The sequence below is a fragment of the Streptomyces sp. NPDC127038 genome (genome assembly GCF_042725875.1).
Taxonomy (GTDB): domain Bacteria; phylum Actinomycetota; class Actinomycetes; order Streptomycetales; family Streptomycetaceae; genus Streptomyces.
In genome coordinates, this window is the sequence record NZ_JBHXDQ010000051.1 from 57,973 (window position 1) to 68,735 (window position 10,763).

The following is a 10,763-nucleotide window of genomic DNA, read 5'->3' on the forward strand; positions in this document are numbered from 1 at the left end:
GTGGGGCCGACCGCCCCGCTGAGGGGAGTGGCGTGGGTGGGGCGGCTCAGCCCCAGCAGTTCTCCAGGCCGTAGCCGGTGTCCTTCGACGTGACCCCGTCCTGCGCCTTGTCGGTGATCAGAGTGACGCCGGTGTCGGTGTAACCGGAGGCCTTCTTGCCGTCCTTGGCGTACGTCACGATGGCCTTGACGCCCTCGGCGGCCATCTTCAGGGGGTACTGCTGGGACGTGGCGGCGATCTTGCCGTCCTTGACGGCCTGGGTGCCGGTGCAGCCGCCGTCGACGGACACGATCAGGACGTCCTTCTCCCGGCCCTTGGCCTTGAGTGCGGTGTACGCGCCCAGGGCAGCCGGTTCGTTGATGGTGTAGACGACGTTGATGCCGGGAGCCTTCTGCAGGCAGTTCTCCATCGCGGTCTGCCCCTTGGCCTGGTCGCCACCGGTGTCCTGGGAACAGACAACGGCCGGGTCCTTCTCGCCGATGCCGAAGCCCTTCAGGAAACCGTTGTGCCGCTGGACTCCGACGGAGACGCCCGGCGCCAGGTCGAGGGTCGCTATCTTCGCCGTCTTGCCCTTCATGGCGGCCTTGGCGTACTCGCCGATCAGTTCGCCGGCCTTGAGATTGTCGGTGGCGAAGAGGGCGTCGACCGCGTTCTGCGGATCGGTCGCGGTGTCCAGGGCGATGACCAGGACACCCTTGGCACGGGCCTTCTGAATCGCTGGCACGATCGCCTTGGAGTCGCTCGGGGTGATCAGGATGCCCTTCACACCCGAGGCGACCATGTTCTCGATGGCCGTCACCTGACCCGCGTTGTCCCCGTCGAACTTGCCCGCCGCGGTGGACAGCTGGGCTCCGTTCTCCTTGGCGGCCTTCTCCGCACCCTCCTTCATCTTCACGAAGAACGGGTTGGTGTCGGTCTTGGTGATCAGACCGACCTTGACGCTGCCCGAGCCGGAGCTCGTGGAACCAGAACCGGAACCGGACCCGCAGGCCGTCAAGGTGAGGGCGGCGACGCCCGTGACCGCGGCGGCTCTGAGGAGGGAAGAGGACAGACGAGTGGTGCGAGACATGATCGACTCCTGTGGGATAGCGAGCGGCACGGGGATGGGGATCTGAACTGCCGCCGGGGTGTCATCGTTGACTTATGTCATCGTTGACACTGCCTGGCGAGGATGATGGACTCTGGATCCCGGCAACGTCAATGCCTTCCGCCCGTCACAAATCGGCAACGTCCGTGGCCGTCGCCTCCGTGCGGCACGTCAGTGGCTGCGTCGCCGTGGCCCTTTGCCGGACCTTCCGAGCCTTTCCGAGAGAGAGCAGCCCATGAGCGCGCGTCAGATCACCGTTCTGGGAGAGTGCGTCGCGGACGCCTTCACCGAACCGACAAATGCCTCGAACGAACTCGCCCTGCGGGTTCTGCCGGGCGGCGGACCTGCGAATACGGCGGTGGCCCTGGCCCGGCTGGGCACGTCGGCCCGCTTCCTCGCGCGCTTGTCCGCAGATGTGTTCGGCCGCATGTTCCGGGCCCACCTGGAGGCGTCCGGTGTGGATCTGTCGGACGCCGTCGCCGCCGCGGAGCCCAGCACGCTGGCCGTGGCGGAGCTGGATGCCACCGGGCAGGCCGCGTACTCCTTCCACGCACACCACACGGCCGACTGGCAGTGGACCCCCGGAGAACTGGCCGGAGTGGACCTGACCGAGACGGCCTGCGTGCACACCGGGTCACTGGCCCTGGTCAGCGAGCCGGGCGCGGGCGCGATCGAGGGGTTCCTGGCAGCGGCCTCCCCCCGGGCCACCATCAGCATCGATCCCAACGTCCGGCCGCTGCTGGTCGATCCCGAGGTCTACCGCGCAAAGCTCGCACGCTGGTGCGGTCTTGCCGACATCCTGCGCCTGAGCGAGGACGACCTGAAGCTCCTCCTGCCGGGCACACCGCCCGAGCAGGCGTGCGACCTCTGGCACGCTGCCGGGGCACGGCTCGTCGTGATCACGCTCGGCGCCGACGGCGCCCTGGCCTCACTCGACGGCCGGCGGCTGCTGGTGTCCGGGGCACCCACGCGGGTGGTCGACACGGTCGGGGCTGGGGACTCCTTCACCGCCGGCCTGCTGCACCACCTCGGAGCCCGCGGACTCCTCGGCGGCAGGCTGGACGCTCTCGGGCTCGACGATGTCGCGGAAGCCTGCCGGTTCGCCACTCGGGTCGCGGCGCTGACCTGCTCTGTTGCCGGCCCCAATCCGCCGTGGCGGAACCAGTTGGCGGAGCTTGCGACGGTCGGCGGCGCCTGACAGGCCCGCGAGCCGCGCAAGGCAATCGCGCCCGAACCGTTGACGCGGCGGCCCGATTCCGCTCATCATCGGGCCACTCGATGTCATCGATGACACAAGTCAACGATGACACCCCTGGTTGGCGGGGTGGACGACCACGCCGACCAGGGTGTCACTCTTCGGGCCGGTCCACGCGGAAGCCACAGGCTCCGCCCGGTGGACGGCCACAGCACAGGAGACACCATGAGCTCTGGACGTGTATCCCGACGTGCCCGCGTGCGGATGACCGCGGCGGTGGCGACCGCCTGCGCCCTGTCCGCAGCCGCACTGGCCCCCCAGGCCGTAGCCGCCGACACGCCCCGGTACTCCGAGACCTACCGGCCCCAGTTCCACTTCACGCCCGAGAAGAACTGGATGAACGACCCCAACGGCCTCGTGTACTACAAGGGCGAATACCACCTCTTCTACCAGTACAACCCCAACGGCAACTCCTGGGGCGACATGTCCTGGGGCCACGCGGTGAGCAAGGACCTCGTGCACTGGAAGCAGCTGCCGCTGGCCCTGTCGCACGACGACAAGGAGATGGTGTTCTCCGGCAGCGCGGTCGTCGACTGGGACAACACCACCGGGTTCGGCACCAAGAAGAACCCGCCCATGGTCGCCATCTACACCAGTTACGCCAAGTCCACCGGCACGCAGGCCCAGTCGCTCGCCTACAGCACCGACCGCGGCCGCACCTGGACGAAGTACCAGGGCAATCCCGTCATCGACATCGGCTCCAAGGATTTCCGCGACCCCAAGGTCCAGTGGTACGCGCCCACCAAGAGCTGGCTGATGACGGTGTCGCTGTCCGCCGAGCACAAGGTGCGGTTCTACTCCTCCAAGAACCTCAAGGACTGGGACCTGCTGAGCGACTTCGGACCGGCCGGCGCGACGGGCGGTGTGTGGGAGTGCCCCGACCTGTTCCCTCTCCCGGTCGACGGCGACAAGAAAAGGATCAAGTGGGTCCTGGTCGTCAACATCAACCCCGGAGGTATCGCCGGCGGATCGGCCGCTCAGTACTTCGTCGGCGACTTCGACGGCACGAAGTTCACCGCCGAGGACAAGGGCACCTACACCCCGCCCACCGGCACCGTGATACAGGACTTCGAGGGCACCGACTTCGGTTCGTGGACGACCACAGGCACCGCGTTCGGCCAGGCGCCGACAGCCGGAGCGGTGGAGGGCCAGGGCACGGTCGCCGGGTTCGACGGCAAGGGCCTCGCCAACAGCTTCCACTCGGGTGACGGCACCACCGGCACCCTCACCTCGCCCCCCTTCACCGTCGACAGCAAGTACCTGAACTTCAAGGTCGGCGGCGGCCGGCACCCGCACGTCCCGGGAACCGTCATGGAGCAGGGCCCCCCGCCCGCCGGCACGGTCCTCGCCGACTTCGAGGGCGGCACCTACGGAGACTGGACAACCACCGGGGACGCCTTCGGCACCGCACCGGCCACCGGCACACTCCCCAACCAGATGGAAGTCTCCGGCTACCTGGGAAGCGGCCTGGTCAACAGCTTCCGGAACGGCGACTCCACCACCGGCACCCTCACCTCGCCCGAATTCACCATCGACAAGAACTACGTCAACTTCCTCATCGGCGGCGGCAATCACCCGGCCGACTCCGACAACCCCACCGCGGTCGAGCTCCTCGTCGACGGCAAGGTGGTCCGCAGCACCACCGGACAGGACGGCGAGGCACTCAACTGGGCCTCCTGGGACGTCCGCGACCTGGCCGGCAAGAAGGCGCAGATCAAAATCGTCGACGACAACAGCGGCGGCTGGGGCCACCTCAACGTCGACCACATCATGCTCTCCGACACCCAGGCCCAGCCCGTATCCCAGGAGACATCCGTCAACCTGATCGTCGACGGCCAGGTCGTCCGCAGCGCCACCGGCTCCAACAGCGAGAACCTGGACTGGGCCTCCTTCGACATGCGCCCCTACGCGGGCAAGAAGGCACAAATCCAGATCGTCGACATGAACACCGCCGGCTGGGGCCACCTCCTCGCCGACCAGTTCACCGCCGCCGACACAGCCGCACAGTCCGTCGTGCAGCGCGCCGACTGGGCCGACTACGGCAAGGACTACTACGCGGCCGTGTCCTGGGAGAACGCGCCAGGCGGCAAGCGCTACATGATCGGCTGGATGAACAACTGGGACTACAGCGGAGCCATCCCCACGTCCCCCTGGCGCGGTGCGCAGAGCATCCCCCGCACGATGGCCCTGCGCACCATCGACGGCCGCATCCGGCTGACCAGCAAGCCCGTGACCAGCGTGACCTCCCTGCGGCAGAAGCACCCGGCGTACGCGGCCGGCATGACCGTCAAGAACACCTCCAAGACCCTGACCGGCCCCGCGGCCAAGGGCAAGGCCCTCGACATCGAGGCGACCTTCTCCCTCAAAGACGCCGAACGCTTCGGTCTAAAGGTACGGACCGGCGCAGGCGGCGAGGAGACCGTCATCGGCTACGACACCACGACACAGGAGCTCTACGTCGACCGCACCCACTCCGGCGCCGTCGACTTCAACAGCAGCTTCCCCGGCGTCCAGACCGCACCTTTGAAGGCCAAGAACGGCAAGGTGAAGCTCCGGATCCTCGTCGACTGGTCGTCCGTCGAGGTCTTCGGCGGCAGCGGCGAGGCCACGATCACCGACCAGATCTTCCCCGACCCCGCCAGCCAGGGAGTGCAGGTCTTCGCCGAGAACGGATCGGTGAAGCTGGACAAGGCCGTCGTCTGGCACCTCGACTCCGCCCACAAGTAACGGTCAAAGCTGAAAAGGAGAACAAGACCGTGAAAAAGACACTGCTTGCCGAGTTCACCGCCTGCGAGGGAGCTGAGAACAAGGTCGCCGGCCTGATCAGGGACTACGCCCTGAAGGTGCGCAAGGAAGAAGGCAACATCGCCTTCGACGTCTACACCAAGGCCGCCAACCCCCGCGCCTACTGGATCTTCGAGGTGTACCGGGACGAAGACGCCTTCCAGGCACACCTGAACGCCCCGTACGGCGGCCCTTTCAACACCGCCCTCAGCCCGCTGATCGAAGAGGACGCCTCCGTGCTGACCTTCCTCGATCCCCTGGCGTGACGGTGCCAAACCCGCCTCCCTGACGCGGTGGGCACCACCGCACATCCCAGTGAGCACGAAGCCGTAACGAGCTTGACACGGCCCGTCGCTGGGGCGCAGTCGCATCCCGTACTCCCTTGCCGACGCGATTGAGCACCGCGTCGGCAGGTGGATCAGGCGGCGGCAGCAGCCGGAGTCTCGGTCACGACCGTTTCCCAGTCCTCAACGAGGTCGCGGGCAAGCGCACCAACACCGAGACCCGGCAGCTGGGGGGGCGGCCTGGAAGCTGGGGACCTTTCCACCAGTGGCCAGACACCCCCCCAACAGGCATACCCGTCATCGCCACACCGGAGCTCCGCACGGGCGGTCAGCGGCGACGTCGTCCGTGGCCTGGCAGGCCGGCCAGGATCGCGAACACGCTGGAGCCGCCGCTGGTGACCGGCTTCGCCCATCCCTGCGTCGGGGCGGGCGGCACCAGGCGCAGCAGCCCGTCCACGACGGGACGTGGGGCGGCGGGAGCCGTGATCGGTTCTCCGGACAGGGGGCACGGTTCGCCCTCTGGCATGAGGTGCTGGGCGAGAGTGTTCTTGTGGGTGATCCGGGCCCAGGTGCCGCACGCGCACTCGTAGTTGTTCTGCAGTTCCGGGCCGGTCAGGACCACTTTCCGGCCGCCTGCCAGAGCGCACGACCCCGGCGCGTGGAGCGGTCCCGGCCCGGTGCGACGCGCGGTCTCACACCCCGACCTGCTGCGTGCGCCGCCGGTGCCAGGCCCGTTTGCGGCAGCGGGGAGAGCAGTACCGCGCCGAGGCGGGATGTTCCACCCCGGCCGTCCAACTCGTCCCGCACTCGGGGCAGTCAGCTGTCCTGCCAGCCTGGATCGCCTCGGTCCTCGCCCGCGTCCGCCGCAGCCGGCGCCACTGCCGCGAGCGGCAGGCCGACGAACAGAACACCGCCGTCGACTGCGCCAACGGCATCAGCGGACCACCGCACCCACGGCACAACCGCGGACCCGTCTCGCTGTTCTCAACCACCGCGACCAGCCTCAGCCGGGGAATCAGGCCCCTGCCCATGCAGTTACCGTACGACCGGCTGACTTCACCGGCTTCTGCCAGGCGAAATTCAGTCGAGAAGGGTGGCGGTCGGTTCGGCTGGCCTGTCCGGCAGTCCCCAGTCAGACGACGGGCGGAAATCGCACCACCTGCCGTCGAAGGGGAAGCGGCCAGCCTCTGCGAGCCGGGCGACCTCCTTGCCCTCAGCACGGATCGCGGCTGCCTCGTCAGTCGTCCAGTACGCAGGGTGACCGGTCTTGGCCTCGAACGACTCCTCGTCCTTCCACTGCCATGTCCGGTCGGGCGCCACGGTGAGGTCCAGCTCAAGGTCGATCACATTGATGCTGTCGCTATGCCGGAAGCGGCGTTCGAAGTTGACGTACCACCCCTGGAACTGCATGTCAGCAGAGAACAGCCACCAAACGGCGTGAGAGGCGCCGGTCGGCTGGTAGATGAGCGCACTGCCCCGGTGCCAGGCATCGGGCCGCACCGGATATCCCCCCTCGGGCCGGTTCTGCGGTGGGATATCCCGAAGATGGGCATCGCCAGGCAGCTCAACTTCCCAGACTGGCGAGCCCACGCTGAGCCACAGCAGCAGGCCGTCCTCCATGAGCTCTACGACGCGGACCGGGCCGGCGGTACTGAGCTGCCCGCCGAGGTAGAGGTTCCAAGTGAGTATCTGCCCACTGGTGATATCCATGCACGCGATCATGCCAGTGGCCTCTGACATTGCCATGAAGACCTGTCATGTAGGCCTCAGACACAGCTTCTCAGATCGCGCCACCCTCAACACTGAGCACGTCTGCGCCGACTACGAGGCTGGCATCCTCACCCTCCGCATCCCGATCGCCGACCGGGCCAGGCCCCGCAGGATCAGCATCGGCGGCACCGGCGGCCGCAAGGGAACCTTTCCCACCTGGGCCCCGACGGCGCCCACTCCCCCATCCCGGTGCAACTGACGCTGCGAGTGCACGGTTCACACCGCAGCCGGCTGCCTGAGCCGGCGGTCCGCCCCAGGCAGCACAAATCCCGGCAGCTAACAGGCTGCCGGGATCAGGAGTGCTGTGAGGCTACTTGGGCCGGACGGCGTCCTTGGCCTTCTCCTTGGCCGCCCGCAGGTCACCCTGGGACTGCTTGGCGTGGCCCTCGGCCTTCAGCGACTCGTTGCCCACCGCGCCGCCGACGACCTTCTTGACCTTGCCCTCGACCTGCTCGCCCTTGGCCTGAGCCTTCTCGTCCGCAGCCACAACCACTCACTCCTGCCTCACTCGGAAACGCAAGTACGCCATCCGTGTCACCGCGTATTGCATCCTCAAACCAGCCGAGGACCACAACGTATTCGCCGCGCGGACCGTCTAAGAAATACATAAGACTGGCAGGAGTGAAGATCGGACCGCCGGGCACACGAGGGTCCGGAGGTTGATAACTATGGTTCCTATTCTTCTTGTTCTTCTGCTCGCCCTGATCCTCTTTGGTGCCGGTTTCGCACTGAAGGCACTGTGGTGGATCGCCGTCATCGTCCTGATCGTGTGGGTCCTCGGCTTCGTGATCCGCCCGACAGCAAGCGGCGGCAAGCGCGGCCGCTGGTACCGCTGGTAGACAGCCACAACAGCAGCACAATCATGGGTGGGGCCCGATACCGTGGTGTCGGGCCCCACCCATGTCCCGTCCCCGCGATCGCAGGACGAAGGTGATGATTCCTCCGGTTCGGGGGTAGCTGCAGGGTCATGGCCGGAGGCGGCCGTGACGCCAGGAACCATGGCCCTCCAGCACGACGCCTCCGGCCATCCACGTAATTCCCAGCGAGTGCGGGATCAGAGGTATGAGCACGCGCATTTCTGACGGAAGGTCACCGGATTCGATGACGCCTGAAGAGTCATCGCAGTTCGGCTGAGGGCAAGCACAATTCAATGAGGGAGCCGTGATACTGCAGAGTCTGCGGACTGGGAGGCGCTGCGGTATTCGTCGTTGATGCGCCGGGCTTCTTCGAGCTGGTCCTCGAGGATGACGATGCGGCAGGCGGCCTCGATGGGTGTGCCTTGGTCGACGAGTTCCCGGGCGCGGGCGGCGATGCGCAGCTGGTAGCGGGAGTAGCGGCGGTGTCCGCCTGCCGAGCGCAGCGGGGTGATGAGGCGGGCTTCGCCGATGGCGCGCAGGAAGCCCTGGGTGGTGCCGAGGAGTTCGGCGGCCCGGCCCATCGTGTAGGCGGGGTAGTCGTCGTCATCGAGCCGACCGAACGAGTCGTCTGCTGTCACTGCACCTCTCTCATGAAACGCGTGGAGGGGCCCTGGCGCCATTGCGCCAGGGCCCCGAAGGAACTGCTACACCATCTGCCGGCCCTGATACTGCACCGGCCTTCTGTTTCCGCGGGCCCGACCGGACTGCTGTCGGGGGCGCGGGGATCGCGGTTGCTCGACCGGAGACCACCTCACTATCGATGTCCTGCGGTACCCGGGCTCAGTCATTCCGCCCGGGCGATCCTGATGGCGCCTCGCTCCTCCGTTCTTTCCCTCTTGACCAACCATTACCAAAGGGGGGGACTGCGTAATGCTGGCACTGCTCTACTGCGTGTTGCGTAGCGACCTGTGGAAGCGTCGCTCTTCGGCAGCCAGCCCCGTCGCCCGTCCTGCGTCTGCTCTGGCTTGGAACCCCACTGCCGAACCTCCCGGTACGCGCGCCCGCAGCCGACGCCTTCACCGAGGTACCGCTTGCATGCCTGCGCTGCTGGATACCGCGTACTGCACTAACGGGTACTGCAACTTCAACTGCGGTTCTGCTCGTGGCGACCCCTGATCACTGCGGGCCACCCGGTCCGGTCGTCAGCCCCGTCGCCGTCCTGCATCAACGCTGGCTTCGAAGCTCCACCACCGCACCGTCCTGCCAACTGCAACTGCCTGTACTACTGCCCGGCAGTTCGTGTCTGACGGGCCCTGCTGTCCTTCTTGGCTACGAGAGAAACCATAACTAGGCGATCTCTCAATGTCTACTCTGACCAACATAGATTTTTGCGTGCCAGGCAGAGAGAAAGTCGACCCCGAACAACGACGATGGACGGCCCCGGCTGGGCTGGCGACTGCGGCCGGGGCACAAGCACGTCACACGCCCGGGGCGGTGGACTCAAAGCGACTTGCAGCGCGCCAGGTGGCCCTGTCCGCAGCCAGGGAAGGGAGCCGCCGTGCCGCGGCACACCCTGACGCCGCGGTGCCGGACGCACCCGCACCAGGGGGACGCAGCACGGCATCCCGACGAGCCGGCACGTCCCCGAGCCCCATGTCGCACCCTGCCGGCGCGGTGGGCTAACCTCCCTTCGCCTTCACTCCTGCGGCGGAATACCGGAGTGGCGGAACCACCGTGAAATCGTGTGGCATGCATGCCCCAAGCGGGGGTACACCGTCTCCGGCCGCGCAAGAGCAGGCTGTGTACGAGGCTGGATCACGCAGGAGGGGACGAGCATGACAGCGACCGAGACAGCCGAGGTGCAGACCGTCGTGCTGCCGGAGATCAGCGACCCGTCGCAAATCACGCCGAAGGACGCCCGCGAGCTGTCGAAGCTGTTCTTCGACCGCCTCGCCGTCCTGGAAGAGGGCACGCCCGAGTACCAGTACGCGCGCAACACCCTCATCGAAATGAACATCACCCTCGTCCAGTTCGCGGCCTCGCGGTTCCGCAGCCGCGGCCAGGACGAGATGGAGGACATCGTCCAGGTCGGCACGATCGGCCTCATCAAGGCCATCGACCGGTTCGAACTCACCCGCGAAGTCGAGTTCACCTCCTTCGCCGTCCCCTACATCGTCGGCGAGATCAAGCGCTTCTTCCGCGACACCACGTGGGCCGTCCACGTCCCGCGCCGCCTGCAGGAAGCCCGGGTAGCGCTCGCCAAGGCCACCGAGGAGCTCCGCAGCCGGCTCGGCCGCATGCCCACGACCCGGGAACTGTCCGAGCTGATGTCCCTGTCGGAAAGGGACGTCATCGAGGCCCGGAAGGCCGCAAACGGCTACACCTCAACCTCGCTGGACGCCACCATCACCTCCAGCGAAGACGGTGAGGCCGCCCTCGCCGACTTCATCGGCATCGACGACACCTCCCTCGAACTCGTCGAGGACTTCAACGCCCTCGCCCCCATGATCGCCCAGCTCGACGACCGCGAACGCCGCATCATCCACATGCGGTTCGTCGACGAACTCACCCAGGCCCAGATCGGCGAACACCTCGGCGTCTCCCAGATGCACGTCTCGCGCCTCCTCAACCGCACGCTGGCCAATCTGCGCGAAGGCATGCTCGCCACCAACTGAGCACACGCGTCACCACAGCGCCGGCGGCGTTCCCCACCCTCGGGTGGGGAC

10 protein-coding genes are annotated in these 10,763 nt (G+C 67.1%); 5 read left to right on the top strand and 5 right to left on the bottom strand.

Annotated elements, in window-relative coordinates; all coding sequences use genetic code 11:
• Positions 1 to 46: 46 nt before the first annotated feature.
• Complete coding sequence (locus tag ACFWI4_RS29270; protein ID WP_387202098.1) at positions 47 to 1,069, bottom strand: sugar ABC transporter substrate-binding protein; 1,023 nt, start codon at positions 1,067 to 1,069, stop codon at positions 47 to 49.
• 253 nt (positions 1,070 to 1,322) lie between these two features.
• Here ACFWI4_RS29270 and ACFWI4_RS29275 point away from each other — a divergent pair, with 253 nt between their 5' ends.
• The 3 genes from ACFWI4_RS29275 to ACFWI4_RS29285 all read left to right on the top strand — a co-directional run bounded on the left by ACFWI4_RS29275 (position 1,323) and on the right by ACFWI4_RS29285 (position 5,392).
• Positions 1,323 to 2,285 carry a carbohydrate kinase gene (locus ACFWI4_RS29275; RefSeq protein ID WP_387202101.1) on the top strand — a complete coding sequence of 321 codons (963 nt, stop codon included), beginning with the start codon at positions 1,323 to 1,325 and terminating at the stop codon, positions 2,283 to 2,285.
• 222 nt (positions 2,286 to 2,507) lie between these two features.
• Entirely contained in the window at positions 2,508 to 5,069 is a 2,562-nt protein-coding gene (locus ACFWI4_RS29280; RefSeq protein ID WP_387202104.1) for a GH32 C-terminal domain-containing protein, read from the top strand.
• A 29-nt stretch (positions 5,070 to 5,098) separates the two neighbouring features.
• Positions 5,099 to 5,392, top strand: coding sequence for a putative quinol monooxygenase (locus tag ACFWI4_RS29285; protein ID WP_387202107.1), 294 nt, complete (start codon positions 5,099 to 5,101; stop codon positions 5,390 to 5,392).
• A gap of 346 nt (positions 5,393 to 5,738) precedes the next feature.
• Here ACFWI4_RS29285 and ACFWI4_RS29290 read toward each other — a convergent pair whose 3' ends face one another.
• The 3 genes from ACFWI4_RS29290 to ACFWI4_RS29300 all read right to left on the bottom strand — a co-directional run bounded on the left by ACFWI4_RS29290 (position 5,739) and on the right by ACFWI4_RS29300 (position 7,667).
• A complete protein-coding gene (locus tag ACFWI4_RS29290) occupies positions 5,739 to 6,032 on the bottom strand; it encodes a hypothetical protein (protein ID WP_387202110.1) in 294 nt (97 codons plus the stop codon).
• A gap of 458 nt (positions 6,033 to 6,490) precedes the next feature.
• Positions 6,491 to 7,120, bottom strand: coding sequence for a DUF402 domain-containing protein (locus tag ACFWI4_RS29295; protein ID WP_387202113.1), 630 nt, complete (start codon positions 7,118 to 7,120; stop codon positions 6,491 to 6,493).
• A gap of 370 nt (positions 7,121 to 7,490) precedes the next feature.
• Positions 7,491 to 7,667 (bottom strand): CsbD family protein, encoded by a 177-nt coding sequence (locus tag ACFWI4_RS29300; protein WP_387202116.1) that lies wholly within the window; start codon positions 7,665 to 7,667, stop codon positions 7,491 to 7,493.
• Between the two features lie 181 nt (positions 7,668 to 7,848).
• On the opposite strand from ACFWI4_RS29300, the gene ACFWI4_RS29305 reads away from it, so the two are divergent.
• Complete coding sequence (locus ACFWI4_RS29305) at positions 7,849 to 8,019, top strand: hydrophobic protein (protein WP_067385923.1); 171 nt, start codon at positions 7,849 to 7,851, stop codon at positions 8,017 to 8,019.
• 308 nt (positions 8,020 to 8,327) lie between these two features.
• On the opposite strand, the gene ACFWI4_RS29310 is transcribed toward ACFWI4_RS29305, so the two are convergent.
• Positions 8,328 to 8,675 carry a MerR family transcriptional regulator gene (locus ACFWI4_RS29310; RefSeq protein WP_387202119.1) on the bottom strand — a complete coding sequence of 116 codons (348 nt, stop codon included), beginning with the start codon at positions 8,673 to 8,675 and terminating at the stop codon, positions 8,328 to 8,330.
• 1,197 nt (positions 8,676 to 9,872) lie between these two features.
• Here ACFWI4_RS29310 and ACFWI4_RS29315 point away from each other — a divergent pair.
• A complete protein-coding gene (locus tag ACFWI4_RS29315) occupies positions 9,873 to 10,712 on the top strand; it encodes an RNA polymerase sigma factor SigF (RefSeq protein ID WP_387202122.1) in 840 nt (279 codons plus the stop codon).
• The last annotated feature ends 51 nt before the right edge of the window (positions 10,713 to 10,763 follow it).